The sequence below is a fragment of the Segetibacter sp. 3557_3 genome, from assembly GCF_004354985.1.
Classification (GTDB): domain Bacteria; phylum Bacteroidota; class Bacteroidia; order Chitinophagales; family Chitinophagaceae; genus Segetibacter.
Genome location: NZ_SMSK01000009.1, coordinates 78788 through 101292 on the forward strand (window position 1 = coordinate 78788; position 22505 = coordinate 101292).

The window sequence follows — 22505 nt, forward strand, 5'->3', positions numbered from 1 at the left end:
GCAACGACGGGCGTGAACATGGATTGCTTCGTTGCACTCGCAATGACGTGCGGGTGCGCTCCCCGATGCCACACCAAGGGATTGCTTCGTTACACTCGCAATGACGGGTGCGCTCTCGATGCTACAACAAGGGATTGCTTCATTACATTCGCAATGACGGACGTGAACGATGCTACAACAGGGGATTGCTTCGTTACACTCGCAATGACGCGAGGCCGGGCTCGCGCGTGGGTATTGCCACGGAGTAAGTGTGCGATGCTACAACATGGGATTGCTTCGTTATACTCGCAATGACGGGTGCGCTCTCAATGCTACAACAAGGGATTGCTTCGTTACATTCGCAATGACGGGTGCGCTCCCGATGGTAGAACATGGGATTGCTTCGTTACATTTTCAATGACGGACAGGTGCACTCTCAATGCTACAACAACGGATTGCTTCGTTACACTCGCAATGACGGGTGCACTCGCGATGCTACAACAAGGGATTGCTTCATTACACTCGCAATGACGGTTGCGCTCCCGATGCTACAACAGGGGATTGCTTCGCTGCGCTTATAATGACATGCTCGCTTTCTGTTTGATTATCAAGTTGCTAGCATCATGTCATTCCACTATTTTGGCTGTCCCAGTTTAACCACTCGCAATGACGACCGGCCAAAACATGACGATACTATTTATACCTGCGGTTTCTGCCCACCAATAAATTCCTCGGTAAAATGTTTTCTCTCTTTCGGTTGCGCAAACTTATCTGCATTGTAGGTTTGAGAGCTGCCTTTCGGAATGGAGAGCGAGGCCCAGGCCTGATCGCAAGCCAATTTACCTATGAATACGATTTGCCCGACGTGATAGGGATAGTGTGCAAGTTGCCGGTTGATTGCTTCGGTAACGGTATGTCCCTGGTTCCTGATGTAGATGATCCGTTCCAGGTCAGCCGGTGTTAAAGCGTTTAATGCATTTAACAAGCAGGCCCATCCTTCCTCCCACTTCGAAAGCAGTTCCTCCCGACCGGAAATATCGTTCTCAAACTCTGCATCACGGTTTCGCCAGGCTTTCTCGCCATCACTCTCCAGGAAGTCGGTCCAACGGGAAAGCATATTACCCCAGAGGTGTTTTACAATCATGGCGATACTATTGCTTTCATTGTTGTATTGCCAAAATAACTTGTCGTCCGGAAGCTGGGAAAACGTTTTTTCACCAAGTGATTTGTAATACGCAAACTGCTTTTTTGTGCTTTCTAAATAGTCGTTTGTCATACCAACAGGTTTTGAGGGTAAGTGAAAACGTATACGCGAATCTAAGGCTGCAAGATGTATATAGCGCCAAGGCTAAATATGGGCACTGATCATTCCATAGTGTTTTCGCAACAACGTCCACCAGCAAGGCGTTTACCTAAACGGCATGAGCCACTCCTTAGGAACGCTCAACATACTTTTTGAAGTTATCGAGGATTGCCTGCCAACCGGCCCTTTGCATTTCTACATCGTTTTGGTTTTCGGCATCGAAGCTTGTGGTTACCCTGGTGCTTTCTCCCTCGTCCTCGAAGTCAGTGACAACAGCTCTGCCATCTCCCAATGTATAGCTCAATCTTTTTTGGTCAATCACCTCGTCGTAGGTAGCTTCAAAGTCGAAGCCAAAGCTTCCATCTTTTGCTTCCATCCGTGCAGCGTACTTGCCGCCAACGCGCATATCGTTTGAAGCCGAGGGACAATGCCATTCGTCGGTTGCAAAGTTCCATTGGGTAATGTGTTCAGGTTTGGTGTAGTATTCCCAAACTTTGTTAATCGTTGATTGAATGTTTGCCGTAATCGTAACTTTTGTTTGTTCCATTTCTTATAGAATTAAGTTGTAATAAACCTTGCAAGTCGGGGCGTACTAATCAAATTCGAGCCGGTAAATTTAAACCTAAACTCAAATTGATTTGCCGGGATTGCGGACTTTTTCTGTTGAATTTGCTCGATTGATTGGCCCCGTAATAATATGCAGTACAAGCCCCTCGGCTGAAGCCATTCGGACGGGAGTGCGACTGCCAATAAATCGCGGGGAACGGCACAACGATTTACAATCGCTGGGTCCATTAACTTCTTATATAATCACATTGGTTGATCAATAACGAAACTACGTCGTCTAGACAATTAGCTTATCTCCGACTTCTGGCATTCTAAAGAACAATGGGCAGCCTTTCATACGGGTTCAGCCCGACGGGGCCTTTACCATATAACCTGAAGGGCAAATCGATTGTGCAAACAGGGTAACTAACGGGTTGCAGAAAAACAACCCTTTGAACGTGTTTTAACCCGTGATCAGCTTTTTACAAATTTGCTTGAATAGCTTACCCCTTCACCCTGAACTTTAATGATGTATGTGCCTTTTATAAATCCTGAAACATCAACTGGGATAGTCATCAGGTCCCCATTTGATTCGACACTGAGTTTCCTGATGGTTCGACCCGATGCGTCTGATATAAAAATATTCAACATCCCTCGCAGTTGCAACTGAACCTGTAAATAGTCTTTTACCGGGTTCGGGAAAGTCTCAAATGGCTTGCCCGCCTGTCCCGGTTTTAAAGTAAGGATATTAGAATACGTAAATCCACCTTCCGTATCCATCAATTTCAACCGGTAGTTTGTTACATTCTGGAGCGGCTGCGGATCGGTAAAGGTGTATTTTGATGCCAGGTTAGCATTGCTGCTAACACTTAGTTTTCCAATAGCGGCAAAATTTCTTCCATCCTGACTGCGCTCGATCGTAAACCCTTTTAAGCCATCGACAACTGCGTTCCAATTTAATACAACATGATTATTGTTGTTCCTGCTACCGGTGAAGCTTATTAGCCTTATGGGTAAAACAGAATTATTTTCCAAAACTGCAATGGCGAAATAGTCCCCGGTAGTACTAAGGGTTCTTCCCGCAACATAAACCTTGTTGTTGTGGAGCTGCACGGTCTGGGCAAAATCAGGTCGATTGTCAAAATCTCTTTTGGCTATTCCAGCGGTACCAAATGTATTGTCGATGCTACCGTTTGAATGATAACGAATGATATTGAAATCATTATTTTCTGCGATTGCTGATACGATAATTTTGTTGTCGCCCAGCAGCGCTATTCCTGTTGCCTTATCCTCTTCTCCTTCAAGATCAGTGATGGCTTTTCCATCTCCGTCAAAGCCTCTGTCGAGTTGACCGGATGTTGTATACCGGGTTAGCACTACATTACCAACGGGAGTTGCCGCACCGGGTTCGGTTTCATTGCCGGCTGCTACGATCATTCCATCGTGTTGGATAGCAACAGACTTAATCTCATCATAGCGTCCGTTGATATCCGTAATTACTTTGCCATTGCCATTAAAGCTATTATCTATACTACCATTGAGATTAAACCTCATTATTGCAAAGTCGCTGCCCGTATCGTTAAACACTTTACCCGCAACGACGATCTTTCCGTCCTGCTGAATGGCAAGGTCGGCGGCTTTGCTACTCATATTTCCATCAAAAGCCAAAATGACTTTACCATCGCCGTCAAACGATGGATCGAGACTTCCGTTTGGCAGATAACGGGCAACAGCAAAGTCGTATTTGTCGCCATTAGAAGCCCACCCGGCTACAACTATTTTACCGTCGGTTTGAACTGCAACAGACTTTACCTGGTCATCGCCGCCCCCAAAATCAGTGGTAACGATCCCATTGTTTCCGAATGTATTGTCCGGGCTGCCATCCCGATTATAACGCACCAGGGCGAAATCGGGGTTCATTCCATTGGAGTTGAACACTGTTCCACCGGCAATGATTTTGCCTGCAGATACTACTGCATCAAAGGCCCTGCTCTCCATTCCGTTGATAACAGTAGATACGTGTCCACCGTTAAACGTACTGTCAGTAGTGCCATCAGTATTGTAACGCGCCACCGAAAAGTTTACTCCTGCACCTGTTCCTGCAACAACCAGCTTATCATCCTCCTGGAACCCGATCGCTTCAATGACATCAAACAATCCTCCTGCATCAGAAGTTATGCTACCTTCACTTGCATAGGCATTTCTTGGTGGAGATGGGAAGGACAAAGTAAACTTCCAAAGGTCGTTCAGGTAGCTGTTGTTGATAAGGTTTGTCGTATAACCAAAACCACCAAATAACAGCAGATTTCCATCCGCGTCGGTCCAGCTTACTGCTGCCCCTTGTCTTGCTCCCGGCCGGTTTGCAGCGGTGTGTACCCCTCTTGCTCCATAGATTCCGGGTCTTCCGGCTATACTATCGCCACTTACCCAGGTCCATTGTTTTGAAGAAAGATCAAATTTCCAGAGATCGTTTCGATTACCCCTGGTAGTTCCGCCGCCAAACAACCAAAGCACATTTCCGCTTCCATCCCGCCAGCCGGCCGACTCATACCTGCCGCCCGGATTATTTGCATTTGAGGGTACACCCAAACTCCCGTAAACAGGCGACAGGTAGGGAAGGCTGTCGCCACTTTCCCATGTCCAGCGGTTGCTGGCAATGTTGTATCTCCATAAATCGTTCAGGCTGCCATAGCGCGAGAAGTGATAACTATAACCCTGTCCCCCAAACAACCATAAGTTACCACCAGCATCTGTCCAGCTTACAAGGGATTGCCTTCCGCCCGGCCTGTTTGCAGCAGCCGGAACACCCTTTGTGCCATATATACCCACCTGGAAACGCAGGCTGTCGCCGCTTACCCATGTCCATTGGTTGGTAGCCGGATTATACTTCCACAAATCGTTGAGGGCACCCACCTCAGGACCACCAATGGTTTGACCACCGCTTGGTGTCGACATTCCCCAACCACCGAAGAGCCAGAACATGCCGGTTGCATCTGTCCAGCTAATGGCATCTGACCTTGATCCCGGGAAATTAGCGGTAGATGGAACACCCCTGGTTCCGTATTTACCGAATTGAAAAATCACGCTGTCGCCACTAATCCATGTCCACCTGTTGGTTGAAATATTGTATTTCCAAAGATCGTTCAGCGAGCCGGTAACATTTGGTGCAGTATAACCTTGCCCACCAAATAACCACAGGTTACCGCTGTTGTCGGTCCAGGTTACGGCTGCCTTTCGCCCGCCTGGTTTATTTGCAGCGGCCTCGACCCCTTTGGTTCCATAAACCCCCGGCCGCCTGATGAGCGAATCTCCATGTAGCCATGTCCACTCGTAAGTTTGGGGATTGTATCTCCAAAGATCATTCAGATCGGCACCTGCGCCGGCAGTAGGAGTTGTTCGTCCCAATCCGCCGAAGAGCCAAAGGTTACCTTTTTGATCCCTCCAGCTAACTGCGCCATTTCTTGCCCCGGGTTTATTGGTCATTGAAGGAACTCCTTTCATGCCATAGATACCGGCTGGCTGAATGATACTATCACCGCTTACCCAGGTCCACTGAAAAGTTTGGGAATAAGCGGAAGAAAAACAAATGAAGGAGAGAAAAAACAGGAAGCGGCAAGTAGAATTTTTCATGTAGTGCGGATTGATATATTACAGATACTGAGTTTTGACCAGTAATGCTTTCTACATGTGCGCGAAGGAGAACGACTAATACATATAACCAGTGCCAGCGAGTTCAGTTGAAATCCATACATATCCCCCATTTCACGGCTGCATTATGCAGGTGTACAAACTTTTACGTTGAAATCATTTAAGTAATGGAGGACTAAACATACTTCGGCACGACTGGTAAATGCGAAATCGATCGCTAACGAATTTAATCAATTAAAAGTGGAACTACGATTATTGTTATTGCAGTAGTAACTGGTGTAAAAAAAGTAGTTTGACTCTCTAAGGGATTTTAATACCGCCTTCGGCAGTGAACAGCCTTTTACCGCAGAGACGCTGAGGAATACACGCAGAAGGGCGCCTCCGGCGTTGGAGATAGCAGAGGAAAACGTTTCTGCACAAAATGCGATTCACCTTTCGGGCTCCATAGGAGCCTCCTGTGCATTCGACACGATTGTTTTCTAATTAAAAGACATGACCGCCTTCGGCGGTGAACAGCCTTTTACCGCAGAGACGCAGAGGAATACACGCAGAGAACGCTGAGAGGAAAACACAAAACGCTTTGGTGAGTTCGCAGAGGGGGCGCCTTCGGCGTTGGAGATCGCAGAGGAAAAAACTTCAGCACATTCTACATCCTAAAACGTAATTCACCCTGCCATGTTATTCGATGCTAAGTGTGTTTTAAAAAAAATCATTATTCATTAGTAAACAGCTTTAAGATTTAGCATCTGGCTTTCAGCTCCATTGGAGCGCCCTGTTTATAGAACAGGTAACAAAGAATTTCTTTTGGGCTCCATCGGAGCCTCCTGTGCATTCGACACGATTGGTTTCTAATCAAAAGACATTACCGCCTTCGGCGGTGAACAGCCTTTTACCGCGGAGACCCAGAGGAATACACGCAGAGGTAGCAGAGATGAATAACAGTTCATGATTTAAGTGAGCTCGCGGAGAGGCGCCTTCGGCGTTGGAGATGGCAGAGGAAAACACTTCAGCACATTCTACATCCTAAAACGTAATTCCCCCTGCCATTTTATTCAATGCTAAAAGCATCTTAAAAGCATTATTATTCATTAGTAAAGAGTTTCGAAATTCCAGTATTTGGTCTTCCGCTCCATAGGAGCGTCCTGTTTAAAGAACATATAACATAAGAATTTTTTTTGGGCTCCATCGGAGCCTCCTGTGCATTCGACACGATTGTTTTCTAATTAAAAGACATGACCGCCTTCGGCGGTGAACAGCCTTTTACCGCAGAGACGCAGAGGAATACACGCAGAGGTAGCAGAGCAAATTACAGGTCATGGTTTAAGTGAGTTCGCAGAGGAGGCGCCTTCGGCGTTGGAGATGGCAGAGGAAAACACTTTTGCACATTCTACATCCTAAAACGTAATTCCCCCCTGCAATTTTATTCAATGCTAAAAGCATCTTAAAAGTATCATTATTCATCAGTAAACAGTTTTAAGATTTAGCAGCTGGCTTTCCGCTCCATAGGAGCGCCCTGTTTATAGAACAGATAACAAATAATTTCTTTCCGGCTCCATAGGAGCCTCCTGTGCAGTCGATACGATTGTTTTCTAATCAAAAGACATTACCGCCTTGGGCGGTGAACAGCCTTTTACCGCAGAGACGCAGAGGAATACACGCAGAGGTAGCAGAGGTGAATAACAGTTCATGGTTTAAGTGAGTTCGAAGAGGGACGCCTTCGGCGTTTATAAAAAGCATCATTATTCATTAGTAAACAGTTTTAAAATTTAGCATCTGGCTTTCCGCTCCATAGGAGCGCCCTGTTTATAGAACAGATAACAAATAATTTCTTTCGGGCTCCATAGGAGCCTCCTGTGCATTCGACACGATTGTTTTCTAATCAAAAGACATTACCGCCTTCGGCGGTGAACAGCCCTTTACCGCAGAGGGCGCAAAGGAATACACGCAGAGAACGCTGAGAGGAAGACACCAAAACGCTTTGGTGAGTTCGCAGAGGGACGCCTTCGGCGTTGGAGATGGCAGAGGAAAACACTTCTGCACAAAACGCAATTCCCCTTTCCGGCTCCATAGAAGCCTATTGTGCATTCGACACGATTGTTTTCTAATCAAAAGACATTACCGCCTTCGGCGGTGAACAGCCCTTTACCGCAGAGACGCAGAGGAATACACGCAGAGGTAGCAGAGCAAATTACAGGTCATGGTTTAAGTGAGTTCGCAGAGGGACGCCGTCGGCGGTGAACAGCCTTTTACCGCAGAGACGCAAAGGAATACACGCAGAGGTAGCAGAGCAAATTACAGTTCATGGTTTAAGTGAGTTCGCAGAGGGGGCCTTCGGCGTTGGAGATAGAAGCGAGAAACAATGCTAAACAACCTGGATGTTTTTACCGCCGGTAGTCGAACGCTTTCCATGTTCGGGCAACCGCGATAGCGTATCGTACACGCATGTGGCAATCCCAAATAAAAACTACCCGTAACCTGATCATTACGGGTAGGCGCTTATTTTTAATATTTCAGAGATAATTTTGTATCGCAGCCGCTTACTACAAACAGGCATATTACTGCGCAAAAATGCTTCGTCGAATAATGGACAAATTGTACAAGAGTGCGACGCCCGTCCGAACCGGGTTCATCCGGGCGGGCAAGAAAAGTTGATCCATGCAACAATGCCCGGTCCATAAAAAAAATGAATACGGCAACAGGGCGCCTGATGGTTCTTGCAATCAGTTAATTGATATGGTCCTGGGCGTTTTGTTATTGCAAAACCTGCCTGAGCGTTAATCAAAATGGCACAAGCCCGCAACATGAGCCTTGCTTCCATCGGTAACCCAGGAGTCGAGTTGTGCAGGGTCTTTCATCTGCTGGCCACGTGTGCGCGGAACCACCAGGTAACCACATTTCAGATCCTGGAGCGCCGTCATATCGGTCCACAATTTCTCCATCTGCGCCACAGGGTAAATATCTTCCTGCCCATGGCCCCAACGGTATTTCACATCTTTAATCGTTACATAAGTTGGTATGCGCTGGGCAACACTTCTTACCGCTTTCGAAAGCTGGTCAGGGTCATTTCGCTGCAGATCGTTCCGGTTGAGTCCAAACAACTTTAGCAGCGGGTCTATCTGTATCCACGTGGTGTTGGAGTTGTAATAACTTAGCGACAGTTCGTCTTCTTCTTTTGGCTGCGCCAATCCTTCCAATAAACGAAGACGGCCATTTACACGCGCCAGTCCACCACCCCGGTCTTCGATCCGCCGGGCAATTACTTCGAAGGTGAGCACGTTGCCGGAGTTTAAATGGTATTCCAGCGCGGCAGGATCCACATCCGCACCAAGGGTATCAATGTTATGTAACATCATGGTCTCCACCTCAGGGTGTTGCGCTAACAGTTTTGCCAGTGTTCCGTTGCGAAGCAGGTTCGATACTTCGTACCAATGTCCCAATGGTGAAAAGCGCTGCGCGGCGATATTGTCAACATAGTCGGAACCTTCGCCTTTCGCTGTTGCCCATCCCATCATGGTGCGGCGCACTGCGTCGCGAACCTTTTGCTTGTTCTCGTCCAGTGTTTCCTGCGGCATTTCCTCGTAAAGGAAGTGCAGGTCGCGAACCATAGGTACATAACGCTGCCCGATCGACCTGCCCTCAGAAAGATACACCGGCCCGGCATAACCGAAGTTGTTGGTTTCACCCAGCTTTTTACCGATGGCAGCATGGGTAAGATAACTGGTAGCTACAATATGCGGGATGGTGGCCCCATGTTCGGCGGCAACCTTTTTTGTTTTGGCGAGGTGAATTTCAAGAAAGCTGCGGTGCACACCCTGCATTTCAACAAAGGGATTAATCGCTTTAATTACCCCGGCACCCTTGGTCCACCGGGTACCAATACCCGCGGCTAAACTCATCACGGCAACCTTGCCCGTTTTAATGGCCGAAGTGCCGGAACCCCGGTTGGGTTGTTCCTCGAGTAATCCAACATCTCCCAGTTGTATATCTTCAATGCTCGTATCAACGGGCAGGCGGTTGCGCGAAAGCCCTATCCTACCCTTTTGAAGGTCGGCACGCAGTTCTTCGTGTTGTATAAAGTCGAAGCCGTTTTCTTTTTTGATCCGGTCAGCATTATCATTTTCGTTTCCACGGTTGGTTTGCGATGTAGGATCGGAAACCTTAAACAAGTTGCTCACGATCGTGCGCAACAACGGGTAAGCAAGATTATTTTCTTCGCAGTGCGTGGTAAAATAATCGATCTCGGCCCTTCGCAGGTAAGCAATTGTAGCGGGATCCTTACGCACCAGTTCCGACACCTGGATGGCATAATATTGCTCAGGCATCAGCGCGTCGCCACCAGTATGCAGGGTTGACCAGGTACCTTTTTCGTTGATGTTCCAATTGTACACCACAGGCTCCATGGCAAACGGCAATGATGAAGACAACTCAGATTTGGTCTTACCCAATATGTCAAGCACCCTGACCTTATATTCCTCGTAACGGGCCGGGTTTACGAACAAACCCATACCCCCGCCAGACATACCGCCCAGCATCAAAAAGCCGAGGTAATCGTCGCCAAATTCACGCTTTGCTTTGCTGATGATTTGCTCTGTATAATAAGTGGTGGCCCATGGGATAATTGTTTTGATGGGCCCGAAAAAGTTGTTCTCCGTATTGGTAGCGAGTTTTTTGATATCGCCTTCTTTAATCGCAGCAAGGATGTTATCAAAAATCTGGTTGGTTTGCTGGCGGGCACTCCACTCCCGTTCGCCACGAAGCAGGTATTTTTCGGTTACCATTTCCAGCACCGGGCCAACATTTGACGCCATTCCACCATGCATCAATACGAGTGACTGGTTGATTTTTTCAGCCATCTCGGGATGAACATCACCGTTTTGCAATACGCGATGCCGCGGCAGTAAGGTACCGCGACTGATACCGAATTCCGGATCACCCTCCTGTGCAAATGTGCCCTGTATCGCTTTGATCCCTGGCCAAACACCTCCGGAGTCCTGCCAGCCCCCTCCCGACCCGCCGATCCATTCTCCCAGGATTGCCCGTGATGCAACCAGCCGGCGTTCACTTTCGGTAAGTCCGCCCTCAAGCTGCTGGGTTTGTCCTGTTGCACGCATCAGCAAACTGATGATTGAGCCCAGCAGGTTGGTAGAAACAGCGAAACGCGAGCCTTTTGGAATGTCGTTTACCTTGGTCACGAGTTCGATGCCCATTCCCGGCGAAACAATACGCGCAAGTATGTTGGGTAAAGACTGGTTGGTTCCTTCAAAAGATGGTGGTATTAACCCCGAGGCGATTACTCCTGCCTTGATGAGGCTGAGGTAGTCATTACCAAAGTTGAACAGGTCTGCAAGGTCGGTAATGTCTTTGGTCGTGTTCAGGTCGATACTGGTGATCCGCAGTACGGGTTCGGAAATAACCCTTACATAACTGTGTAATGGTGGACGAATGTCTTTATCACGGCCAAACACACCCAGGTTTATAGAAAGGTTGATTACCCTTGCACCTTCGGGATAGTCCATGCCGAGGAAAAATATGTCGGACCAGCCGCTATGGGTAAGGTCCATACGCACGGAAGTATGTTCGTGCAGCACCGGGTAGTATATCGAGCCCTCTTCTTTTTTAAACAATTTCTGATGTATCCGGATAGGATGTTCCTGCTCGTGGCCAACCCTGAACATCCATTGGTTGCCTTTACTCGAGCGCACACTTTTTCGTACCTGGTCGGCGAGGATCTGGAAAGATAGCTGGTGATAGCTTTCTGCAAGCGCACTAAACAGGGTAGCATTCGGACCATGCTGTTCAAGCTCTTTGAGGAAAGTAGTGATCGCATGTTCGAAGCGACGCGCAAGCAGGTCCTCGAAGCCGGCGTACGGAATTTTGCCCGCAGCAGGAGTGCTCCCATCTTCCTGCAAAAAGAACCGGAATCCAGCATAAAGAAACAGGATTGCCCTTACCTTATCGTACAGGTTCGGCGTCGACTTCCGAAAGGCATCCAGCTCTACAAGCGCTGCAAACAGTGCCTTTGGAGTGAGTGTTTTGCTCAACTCAAAAAAAGAACGGTTACGCTTACTGGTGTCTACAGCGGTTATGGTTTCTATAAAAACATTCATGTGTTATATGTTGTAATTACCGCCGGTATTTGATACGTTCCGCGGTCAATCGATTCTTTAGTCCGGGTGGTTACACCTTGCAAAGCAGTATCGCGTGTCGTTCAGGCCCGCCATTACCCGGTTTGTTGCATTGCTCGTATTTCCACCTGCTATTCTCCATTTGTATTGGCACAGCTCAGCATTGGTTTGCCGTACAAGAGTGCGACGCCCCCGTCCGAACCGGTTCATCCGGGCGGGCGTCCGACCGGCGCAGTCGGCCGGCAACGATGATAACCAGAAAGCAAATGCCGGGAGCCCAAAAAAACAGGTCAGCACGCTATTCATTCCCTTGTTTGCAGTGATCCTGCTAACCATTTGCCTGTGTTGTTACGGCTGGTATTATTGTTTAAAAAAGCATTACCTGAAATTTCGTCCGTTTGCTTCGGCAAGTAGTTCAACCAGGGTAGTAAGCGTTTCATTATGCGTTTCACCAGCCAAACCTAATGCAACCTGTGCACGCAGGTAACCATGCCTGCCGCTTAAATCGTAGCGGCTACCCTTCATCTCCAGCGCCAGGTATTTTTCGTTTTGGGCCAGTTGCTGCAAAACCGGGGTCAGCAGTATGTTGGCGGGTTGTTGCGCCATTTCGGTTTGCAACAGGTCGAATACTGCAGGGGTAAAAACGTGCATACCGAAAAAGCACAGGTAATAACCCACACGCAGCCCGGGTGTTTGCAGCTCAAGCTCAGCAACACTCAACGAAGGCTTTTCAATGATTTTTTCGATCTGGTAAACCCCCTGGGTATTTGGCAATTGTTTGCCTGTAAGCGTGCCATAACGGGTAACCTGGTGCTCGATGGTGGGATTAACCGCCGAAACCGAACATTGCTCCTGGGATGCAAGGTCGATCAATTGCCGCGCGCATCGCTTCTGCAGCAGGTTGGATACATACAGGTAATCGCCCAGTAACAATAAAAATGGCTCATCACCTACAAAGTCTTTTGCACAATAAACAGCATGACCGTAACCAAGTGCCTCCTGTTGTTCAATAAAGCGAATGTTCGACAACAGATAATCGATTTTGCCCGACTCGGTTTGTGCCCATTCCACCTGTTTGAACGAATTGCTCAGGTTGTCTTTTAAAGACTTGAAGGCGTTGATGTACCGCTCTCCATCACCGGGAGCACATATGATGCAGATCTCTTCAATACCACTCGAAAATGCTTCTTCACAAATAATCTGTATCACCGGCTTGTGCAGGCCGTCAGTATCAATCACAGGCAGCATGGCCTTTTGAATGGTGTCGGCCACGGGGTACAGTCGTTCGCCCCTTGCCGCAGCAGTTATTACGGCCTTTTTAATTTTCATGTTTCTACAATGGGTTACTGGGAAATGGAGATTCGTGGAAGCAAAGAAAAGTGAAGCCTGTTTAATGTAAAAATGTTTTTACACTACCGGACCGATACAGCAAATGCTGTTTCGGGGTTCTTGCCTGGGTACTGCTATATGGCGGAGCCACCCGTAACAAGCCCGTCGCATTCACCCGCTTTCTTTTTTGCTTTTTATTTTCGTGTAATAACGAATAAGGGGATGATTTGGTCTGTCAGCTGTTTAAATTTCAACTTAAAGCTGTTTAGTAAATGGTGTTGATTTGATTATATTTATCGGTGGCTATGCGGATTGTGGACCAGGTTGGCTGCTAACAATCATTAAATCCCCATAAAATGTCTCCTGTTGTAAGTAAAACGGCCAATGCTGAACCACCCGTACCTACTGTTGACGAAGTAAGCAGGATTGCGGAAATTACAAACCCCTTTATTCGCAACCTGCAGATTACGCAATGTTATTCGGAGTTGTCTGCTGCAATTGCAGCCCGTACCGGCCCGGTCGCCAATTGGTGTACGTTCGCCACCTGGGCATCGAAACAGGCAGGGCAAACCATCAGAACCGAAGATCTGAAACGTACGCTGGCGGCACTGTTGGACAAAGAACCTGGGCTAGGTGAGGCCTTGTCGCTTATTGCAAGGCTCGCTAAACAGTTGGGAGCAGCTCAAACAGCAGAGCAGATCCGGCAGTCTGCCCTGGGTAGCCTGGTTGCTGCTGCCGCAGAAAGGGCGGGTAATGCGGTTAGTCGCGGCAACAAAAAAGTGTTTGAGGAAATCGGGCGATTGTTTGCTTCGTTTTTGGCGCATTGTATTTACGATCCTGTATACAACAAGGCACATATCGATGCTTTTTGCAGCCAGCTTAAACCCGGGAATCCCCCCGATGGCCAGGAATACCTAAGGCGGGCTTTCACCCGCTACTATGCTTCACTATTTGAAACTGATGTAAAGAAGAAGGCGGAAGCGCAGTTCCTCGCCAACATCGAAATTGGATTTCATGAACAAAACAGGTTGCAGCCGGAAATTTTCGAGTCGCTAAACACGGCCGACATCGATCCCAAATGGGTTAAAAACAACCTGCTGGCTATACTTTTTCCAAACACCCGGTTCAACAGCAGCCCCGGTTTGTTTTTAATCAGCTTTTTTCGAAAAACCGCAATACTCGATCATGCCATAGAAGCGCTTGTTCAAAGGGCACAACACCTGTTGCGCAAAATGCTTACCGGTCGCCTCATGTCACTTACCTTTCCGCCTGATTTACGCCTGCAACTTGGCCGCGATCTGCTGGCGGCTTATCCGGCAAGCCTGCTGCAGGTAACCAACCAGGATTTGCTTGCGTTGCTGGCCATTGTAGATCCTACCCGCGACAGCGTGCTCCAAAGCGGAGCCACCGATTGGGCCGACCTGAAAGAACGTATGCATTACATTACCGACCTGTTCAGGTGTTATCATGAAAACGCTCACCTTTTTAATCCGGCCTTTAGCAAGGAGCAAGTTGCCTTACTAAAAGCAGGTAAACTACCCCCTGGTCGCCTCTGACATCCCCGTAATTATCGCTAACAAGGCGTTTCCATTGTCAACGGTGCATTGACCCCGGCCACAGATTGTGCTTCGTTCAAGCGCTTTAAGCCCCAAAGCCCATTAAAATTTGCACCTTCAAAGCTTGGATCAACCCGATAAAACGATTAGATTAAAGGTCGGTTTTTCAACATATCCCCATACACTAAACCCGATTGCTATATGAAAAAGCTGTTCAGCCTCGTGCTCATCGCCTTCTTTATGTGTGCCTGCAGTAACAATATGAAAGAAGTTGCAGGTCCATCCGGAGCCAAAACCATTGCTGAAGTAGCCTCAAAACCCGCTACCCCTGTCGACATAACCCCTCCCGGAGCTAAAGCGCCCGCTACTACAACTGAGGTAAGGTATACGATTTATAGGGGTCAGCATTATTGCACGCCTAACGTGCTAAAATTGGTCACCGTCAGCGAAATGCGGTTTACCGCCAGGTTCGACGAAACGGCCCAATATGATCTTGGACCTGGAAATATCAATCAATACGACATTAATAAACTTTATGGCTTTTCGGAGGGCTATGCTCACCAGCATCAAAGTGCACGTATCGGCTGGCGGTGGAGCGACGGGGCGCTACGCCTGTTTGCATACGTGTATAATGCCGGCGTACGCGAGCCCGAGCGGGAAATTACCACGGTAACATTCGGCGCAACTAATACTTGCAGCATTCGTTTGGCGGGTAATACCTATGTGTTTACGGTTAATGGTATTTCGGTTACGGTTCCGAGAGCAACCTCAACCTCCCGGGCATCCGGCTACCAGCTATACCCCTACTTTGGCGGCGATGAGGTAGCGCCGCACGATATTAATATCTGGATTAAGAACCTATAGGCGAGTCAGCCAAGGGTCAATTATATACAATGGGTACTTAGTCATGTAAGTATCCTGGCAATCTCTTGCAAACGCTAACTAAAAAATGGGGGGTTGCCGCGGGAATTTTTTAACCTTTTGGAAAACGGTTTGGGCGCAGCCCGCAAAATTGCCATGGCGGGCCCGGGCTTTCTGTAGTAGCTGGTGGCCAGGCACAATCGCCAACGCACACCAGGCTACTACTGCCAATCCCTTGCGCGAACAACTCCGACCCAGCAATCGCCATCCCCCTTCATGCATTGCAGCCTGGTCATTCACCGTGTCCGTCGAATGACCAGCACCAGGAAATATGCGGCTTGTAATCAACCAGGCTTACCGCCGGCATCGGGCTATTTGATGTTGACTGGTTGGCTGCAAAACAGCACGCTTGTTATAATCACCGCCCGACACGGGGGCAATTTCCATAGGCGGCATCGATCCGTATTGATTTGGGCGCTTGTACCCAGGAAAATGGTTTAATATTGGGTTCAGACCGGCTATAAGTTGCAAACCAAGCAGATTTAATGATTCATGAGACCCATCTTTCTACCTTTTTTCCTTGCCTGCACATTGAATTTACCTGCCCAGCCAGGTTCACCCCGCGCGGGAAAGCTGCCCCAGGGCTACTGGGGACTGGATAAGAGTCAACCTATTATCGATAAAACGCAAACGGTCTACCTCGGGCCTGACCTTACCGGTTTAAGCCAGGGTGAACTAAAAGCGCTTGATAAGTTAAACGAAGTGGGTAAGCTATTTCAATCGCTGTATGAACGCCAGCGTCATCCTAACGCTGTTCAGGCAGCCACGCAGCTGGAACAATGGGACAAACGTTTGGGCTCGCCAATCCTCACACAAAATCTTTTGAGCCTTTACCGGCTTAACCAGGGCCCGGTGGCAGTAACCACCGACAACAAACGCTTACCCTTCTTACCCGTTGGCGATGCTCCCGATGGTGGCGGTATGTATCCTGCTGATGCTACAAAGGCGGAGTTAGATGCGTTTCTCAATGCTAACCCCGCCGCAAGAAACATGATCCTGCATCCAAGAACAATGGTGCGCCGTACCACTGCCGCAAACCTGCAGTCGGACCTCAGTAAATTACAGCAGTACCCGGTGCTGGACGTGCTGCACCTTGGCTTGAAAAATCAATTACAAAAACTTAAAGTAAATCCGAAGGCGTTTTATGCGGTCCCGTACTCGCTTGCCTATGCAGATGAGCTGGTGAGGGCCTACACGCTGTTAACCGAGGCGGCGATCGCTGTTGAAAAAGATGATCCTGAATATGCCGGCTTTCTCAGAAACCGCGGCCGCGACCTGCTTTCCAACGATTACGAGTCTGGTGATGCAGCATGGGTAACCGGCAACTTCAAAAACCTGAATAGCCAGATCGGCTCATACGAAACCTATGATGATCCGCTTTATGGAGTAAAGACGTTTTTCTCGTTAAATGTTTTAAAGAGCCGTCGCGAAGAAACCCAAAACCTCAGGAAGGCGCTGCAGGGAATACAGGCGTTGGAAAATGCCCTTCCATATGAAAATCACAAGCGGGTTAAGGAAGATATCTCCGTGGGTGTTTACGACGTTATATCCGACTTCGGGCAATCACGGGGCGGCAACTCTGCCACTATCCTGCCCAATGAAAGTTTATATGGCCGACGGTACGGGCGCACCATTATGATCCGGGCAAACATCCTGCAAAACCCCGACGTATTTAACGCCAACCTGAAGTCGTTCCAGGTGGCCACCCAAGCTGCACATTCCGGCGACCTAACCTATGAGGGCGGGTTTTACTATACCTTATGGCACGAGATCGGGCATTACCTGGGCGTGGATAAAACCAAAGATGGCGAGGAACTCGATGCTGCCCTACAAGAAAACGGGGATGTTTACGAGGAAATGAAAGCAGACCTGGTTTCGCTGTTTGTTGCAGATGCACTACATAAACAAGGCTACTATACCAGGGAACAGTTGCGGTCAGTATATGCTGCGGGCATACGGCGTGTTCTTCAAACCAATAAGCCCCGTCGCAGCCAACCGTATAATACCATGCAATTGATGCAGTGGAACTTTTACCTTGAAAATGGATTGTTGGAATACGATGCTGCCAGTCAAAAAATGCGCATAAACTATGATCTATATCATCCGGTGGTTGCTAAACTGCTGACCAAAGTTTTGGATATCCAATACCAGGGCAACAAAAGCGCATCGGATCAGTTCATCGATCAATACACAAAATGGAACGAGCAATTGCATGAGGTAATTGCCAAGAATATTCGCGACCAGCAAACTTTTACTTTCCGGTTATTTAAATATGCTGCGCTCGGAGAAAAACAGCATCATTAGCACGTTATTTAATTTGTCTTACATCCACTTAACCGGAATAATTATCTTCATTTGCGTTACGTCGAATGCTTTTGATTAACCGACCGGAATAAACCGGCAAACCCCTAATTCAAATTCGTTTTATTTCGCGGCTTATGGCTATCCCCCTTGTTCAATTACTTGTTATTACCAATGATGCTGTAGTACTTGGCCTGCTGGCCATTACACTTGCCTTTGTATTTAAAACCGCTGAGAGCAATCACCCCTTTTTCAAAAAGTTCTACGCAATTATTCCCTCCGTTTTATTATGCTACCTGATCCCAAGTTTTTTTAATTCAACGGGACTCATCGCTGGCGATAAGTCGCAGGTGTATTTTGTTGCCTCACGCTATTTGCTGCCGGCAAGTCTTGTGTTATTTACACTCAGTCTCGATCTTAAAGAATTCTGGAAGCTGCGGAAAAAAGCAGGGCTTATGTTTATAACCGGTACAATAGGCATTGTTATCGGCGGGCCTATTGCTGTGTTAATCGTTTCTGCCTTCGCACCCGGCATTGTGGGCGGCGCTCCCCCTAACGAAGTTTGGAAAGCGCTTGCCACCCTTGCCGGTACATGGACCGGTGGTGGAGCAAACCAGGTGGCCCTATTCGAAATCTTTAAACCAAACCCGGCCATCTTTACAGCTACCATTGCTGTTGACATCATTATTTCCGGACTTAACCTTGCCTTTGTTTTATATGGTGCGGGTAAAGCGGAAAAATTAAACAGGTTATTTAAGGCGGATACCACCGATTTCGACAACCTTGTTACAAGGGTTGGACAGTACAAGAAAAGCGACCGTGTTCCATCAATAACCGATCTGATGGTCATTGTTGGCCTGGGGCTTGGCGTTTCCGGGCTTGCACATTTCCTGTCCGACATCATCGCTCCGTGGATTACCGCAAACGCACCTTACCTTGCGAAATTCAACCTGACCTCCGGGTTTTTCTGGATCGTGATCATCTCAACTGCCATAGGCATTACACTGTCGCTGACAAGAGCACGAAAGCTCGAGGAAGCAGGTGCGTCAAGGATTGGTACCATTTTCCTGTATTTTCTCGTGGCCACGATTGGGATGCAAATGGACGTACGATCCATTTTCAGTAACCCTGGTTTGTTTTTGGTCGGCTTTATATGGGTATCCTTTCACCTGGTGCTGATGTTCATCGTGGCCAGGCTTATAAAGGCCCCTTTCTTTTTTATGGCTGTTGGCAGTGAAGCCAACATTGGAGGAGCGGCATCGGCGCCGATTGTTGCATCCGTTTTTCATCCCTCGCTCGCACCAATCGGGGTTTTGCTGGCAATTATCGGTCTGGCAATCGGCACGTATGCCGGCTATATATGTGGTTTATTGATGCAATTGGTTGCGCCGAAATAGATGTACCAATAAAAGGAGCCACAACATTTGGTTTCTTCAAAAAAGATATTATATGTGAAAAGAATTTCTAAATCTTTTTTTTAGCTAATATTGTTACCACAAGCGCTGGCATCATAACCTCAGGTACAAGAAGGCGGATGTATTCCAACAGCTATTTTCCTAATCAAGTTACCCGATTGATTTGGCGAGAAAAATTTCTTTCTTATTTCATTCTTAAGAGCATCAAATTAATTGCAGCGGATGTCTGTCCCTAAATGGATGATCATAAGCTGGTGCTACTTTTATGTTCGCATTCAATATTCCAGGTAAATAAATAATTGATCTATCAAAACAAAACTGAAATCATGTTTGAAGAAAAAAGACAGTATTTGTCAAAGCGACTAACAAATGCACTCCTGTTGCTTTGTAGTCTCTTTATGGTTAATGCCTTGTTTGCACAGGGCGGTAGCCTGGTAACCGGAAAAGTAATTACTGACAAGGAAGAATTACCCTTGAAAGGGGTTACCGTTTCCGTTAAGGGCGGAAACCAGATGACCCTTAGCGATGTAAACGGAAATTTCAGGATTAGTGCCGCCAGTAGCGCCACCCTGCTGTTCACATCTGTTGGATTTGTTGACCAGGAGGTTCCCGTAAGCGACCAGTCGAATCTTACGATCCGGCTTGTGACCACTGCTCGCACCCTGAATGAAGTGGTGGTAACCGTTCCATATGGCAGGCAGACAAGAGCCTCGTATACAGGTTCCTTAACCACTGTGGCACCGGAAGTTGTTGCCAATCGCTCCCGAGCTTCCTTCCAGGAAAGTTTACAGGGAAATGTGCCCGGCCTTATCGTTTCCCAGGGTTCCGGCCAGCCTGGTGCAGCGCTTAATATCAACATCCGTGGGTTAGGCTCGTTCTCTGCATCAAACAGCCCGCTGTTCGTTGTTGATGGTATCCCTGTTGTTGACGTTCCGGCTACGGCTTATGCATGGTCGTCGAATACCCTTGCCGGTATTAATCCGAATGATATCGAGTCCATCACGGTTTTGAAAGATGCCTCGGCTACTTCCATTTATGGATCAAGAGGTGGTAATGGCGTTATCCTGATCACTACAAAAAGAGGCGCTGCCGGCAGCACCAAGATTGAAGCTACCGTTCAGCATGGCTACAACGAGATGACCCGCAAGGACCGGAACAAGCCTTTAAATACAGCGGAAATGACCGAGTTGCTAACCGAAGGGGTTTTGAACAATCCGTCATTAAACATTTCAACCCCAGAAGCCGCCCGAACCTACCTGGTTGCACAGGGGCTTAACCCTAATGTGAGTACCGACTGGCAGGACCTGATCATCCGCCGCGGTAAATTTTCACAATACGGCCTGTCCGCTTCAGGTGGAAATGAGAAAACAACCTTCTTTGTATCTGCAGGCTACTTCAAGCAGGATGCAGTTGTAAAAGGAGTTGACTACGAAAGAATGAACACCAGGATCAACTTTACGCATAAAGCAAACAGACGTTTAAATATCAATGGTGGCCTGGGACTCAATTACCAGGACATGAATACCGTACGGGCCGCATGGTGGGGCGAAAACCCTATCAGGAACCTACGGCTTACCTCTCCGTTTTACTCACCGTATAATGCTGATGGCAGTTATAACCTCGGTATAGCTTACAACAATGAAGTACTGATTAATGAGAATAAGAAAAACTCGATGGTCTACCAAACACTGGGCAACCTCGGTGCCGAGTTTAAAATTCTTGATCAGCTGTCCATTGAGTCCCGCGGATCTATCGACTTCAACTTTGGTGACGAAGAACTTTATTGGGATCCCCAGTGGGTGGATGCACAGGCATTGAATGGGGTTGGTGGAAACTATTCTACCAAGGTAAGCAACTGGAACATTACCAACTTGCTGAAGTACCGGCAACAGTTTGGCGACTTTGGCGCGGAAGCAATCCTGGGTCAAGAAGCACAGAGAACCCATCGGAAATTGTTGGTGGCAGAAAAAGCGAATTTTGCTGCTCAAGGTTTAGAAACACTGGATGCGGCTTCACAGTTACTGGCTGTAGGTTCGGCTGTGCTCGAACGTTCGCTGGTCTCCTATTTCCTCAATACGAGTTTCAACTACAAAAACAGGTACTTCGTTAACCTTACCGGTCGTCGTGATGGCGCGTCACCATTTGGTGCAGACAGGAGATTTGGCAACTTTGGTTCTATCGGTTTTGCCTGGAATATGGAGAAAGAAGCTTTCATGGAGTCTGTTGGTTTTGTAAACAGCCTGAAGTTGCGTGCGAGTTATGGTGTAACGGGTAACCAACCCTCTAACTGGTATGCTGCGCAAGGATTCTACAGCGCCGGCTTCAACTACGGTAATGTTCCTGGCTACGCCGTTTCAGGTCTCGCAAACGCATCACTTACCTGGGAAAAAAACAAACCTTTTGATATTGGTGTAGACTTCTCTATCCTAAAGAACAGGCTAAGCGGTACGGTAGACTATTACCAGCGCAGAACTTCTAACCTGTTGTTCAGCGTTCCGGTATCGTACACCAATGGCGGACCTGCTTCGGTGTTTAATAACATCGGCGCTTTCGACAATAAGGGTGTGGAAGTTTCCCTGACGGCTCAAAACATCAGGTCGACAACCAGCAACGGTTTCAACTGGACCACCAGCTTTAATATCAGCACACAAAAAAACAAGATCGTATCGCTTACCCAGCAGCAGAACCGGATTGTTGACGGCTTCTTTGTGCATGAGCAAGGTGGATCAATGTATGAATTCTATATGCGCGGTTGGGCAGGAGTAGACGCGCAAACAGGAGAAGGCATGTGGTATCTCGACGAAGGAAGAAAAACCACCACAAAGGTGTACAACGATGCTGCCTTCGCAAAACAGGGATCTGCGCTTCCGAAAGTATTTGGCGGATTGACCAATAGCTTTAGTTATAAAGGTGTTTCCCTTTCCTTTTTGATCTTCTACAACTTCGGCAACAAGCTATACGATAACTATGGCCATTTCACATCGTCAGACGCAGCGCAGGGAACAAATGTTTATGGTTCAATCGACCGTACCACGTATGAGAACAGGTGGAGAAAGCCAGGTGATATCGCATTCGCGCCTAAAATGGTGTTTCGTGGAACCCAGACTGGAGTAGCGCAACAACACTCAAGCCGTTGGTTATACGATGGTGACTATATCCGTTTACGCGATATCACTATTTCCTATGACCTTCCTATTAAGCGTTTCGTTACAAATGCCCAGATTTACCTGAGGGGCAACAACCTGATCACCTATGTAAAAGACGACAGGCTGCCTTACGATCCTGAAGGATACCTTGGTGGGCTTAACAACGGGCAGGTGCCTGTATCCAAACAAATTGTTGCCGGCTTAAACCTTTCATTCTAATTCAGATAATTCCCGAA

Annotated in this window: 10 protein-coding genes; 5 read left to right on the forward strand and 5 right to left on the reverse strand. The window is 47.8% G+C overall.

Features of this window, described 5'->3' with window-relative positions; all coding sequences use genetic code 11:
- Positions 1-676 precede the first annotated feature (676 nt).
- The 5 genes from EXU57_RS14585 to EXU57_RS14605 all read right to left on the reverse strand — a co-directional run bounded on the left by EXU57_RS14585 (position 677) and on the right by EXU57_RS14605 (position 12930).
- Positions 677-1255, reverse strand: coding sequence for a DUF1572 domain-containing protein (locus EXU57_RS14585; RefSeq protein WP_133268962.1), 579 nt, complete (start codon positions 1253-1255; stop codon positions 677-679).
- 157 nt (positions 1256-1412) lie between these two features.
- Positions 1413-1829 (reverse strand): SRPBCC family protein, encoded by a 417-nt coding sequence (locus tag EXU57_RS14590; RefSeq protein WP_133268963.1) that lies wholly within the window; start codon positions 1827-1829, stop codon positions 1413-1415.
- Between the two features lie 473 nt (positions 1830-2302).
- Positions 2303-5458, reverse strand: coding sequence for a kelch repeat-containing protein (locus EXU57_RS14595; protein ID WP_133268964.1), 3156 nt, complete (start codon positions 5456-5458; stop codon positions 2303-2305).
- 2792 nt (positions 5459-8250) lie between these two features.
- Positions 8251-11583: a UTP--glucose-1-phosphate uridylyltransferase gene (locus EXU57_RS14600; RefSeq protein ID WP_133268965.1), complete on the reverse strand. Its 3333-nt coding sequence runs from the start codon at positions 11581-11583 to the stop codon at positions 8251-8253.
- Positions 11584-11979: 396 nt separating this feature from the next.
- Positions 11980-12930: a UTP--glucose-1-phosphate uridylyltransferase gene (locus tag EXU57_RS14605; protein ID WP_133268966.1), complete on the reverse strand. Its 951-nt coding sequence runs from the start codon at positions 12928-12930 to the stop codon at positions 11980-11982.
- A gap of 356 nt (positions 12931-13286) precedes the next feature.
- Between EXU57_RS14605 and EXU57_RS14610 the strand changes: the two genes are divergently transcribed.
- From EXU57_RS14610 to EXU57_RS14630, 5 genes are all read left to right on the forward strand, one after another.
- On the forward strand, positions 13287-14486 hold the full coding sequence (locus EXU57_RS14610; protein WP_133268967.1) for a hypothetical protein: 1200 nt from the start codon (positions 13287-13289) through the stop codon (positions 14484-14486).
- Between the two features lie 201 nt (positions 14487-14687).
- Complete coding sequence (locus EXU57_RS14615) at positions 14688-15350, forward strand: hypothetical protein (protein ID WP_133268968.1); 663 nt, start codon at positions 14688-14690, stop codon at positions 15348-15350.
- A gap of 549 nt (positions 15351-15899) precedes the next feature.
- The gene (locus EXU57_RS14620) at positions 15900-17711 is read left to right on the forward strand and encodes an NUDIX hydrolase (protein WP_133268969.1); all 1812 of its coding nucleotides are present in this window, start codon (positions 15900-15902) and stop codon (positions 17709-17711) included.
- A 134-nt stretch (positions 17712-17845) separates the two neighbouring features.
- A complete protein-coding gene (locus EXU57_RS14625; RefSeq protein WP_133268970.1) occupies positions 17846-19105 on the forward strand; it encodes a DUF819 domain-containing protein in 1260 nt (419 codons plus the stop codon).
- A gap of 344 nt (positions 19106-19449) precedes the next feature.
- A complete protein-coding gene (locus EXU57_RS14630; protein ID WP_133268971.1) occupies positions 19450-22488 on the forward strand; it encodes a SusC/RagA family TonB-linked outer membrane protein in 3039 nt (1012 codons plus the stop codon).
- The last annotated feature ends 17 nt before the right edge of the window (positions 22489-22505 follow it).

What these genes read in the sequence shown, in the direction of transcription:
- EXU57_RS14585 (WP_133268962.1), bottom strand. Translation starts at nt 1,255, where the DNA reads ATGACAAACGACTATTTAGAAAGCACAAAAAAGCAGTTTGCGTATTAC.
- EXU57_RS14590 (WP_133268963.1), bottom strand. Translation starts at nt 1,829, where the DNA reads ATGGAACAAACAAAAGTTACGATTACGGCAAACATTCAATCAACGATT.
- EXU57_RS14595 (WP_133268964.1), bottom strand. Translation starts at nt 5,458, where the DNA reads ATGAAAAATTCTACTTGCCGCTTCCTGTTTTTTCTCTCCTTCATTTGT.
- EXU57_RS14600 (WP_133268965.1), bottom strand. Translation starts at nt 11,583, where the DNA reads ATGAATGTTTTTATAGAAACCATAACCGCTGTAGACACCAGTAAGCGT.
- EXU57_RS14605 (WP_133268966.1), bottom strand. Translation starts at nt 12,930, where the DNA reads ATGAAAATTAAAAAGGCCGTAATAACTGCTGCGGCAAGGGGCGAACGA.
- EXU57_RS14610 (WP_133268967.1), top strand. Translation starts at nt 13,287, where the DNA reads ATGTCTCCTGTTGTAAGTAAAACGGCCAATGCTGAACCACCCGTACCT.
- EXU57_RS14615 (WP_133268968.1), top strand. Translation starts at nt 14,688, where the DNA reads ATGAAAAAGCTGTTCAGCCTCGTGCTCATCGCCTTCTTTATGTGTGCC.
- EXU57_RS14620 (WP_133268969.1), top strand. Translation starts at nt 15,900, where the DNA reads ATGAGACCCATCTTTCTACCTTTTTTCCTTGCCTGCACATTGAATTTA.
- EXU57_RS14625 (WP_133268970.1), top strand. Translation starts at nt 17,846, where the DNA reads ATGGCTATCCCCCTTGTTCAATTACTTGTTATTACCAATGATGCTGTA.
- EXU57_RS14630 (WP_133268971.1), top strand. Translation starts at nt 19,450, where the DNA reads ATGTTTGAAGAAAAAAGACAGTATTTGTCAAAGCGACTAACAAATGCA.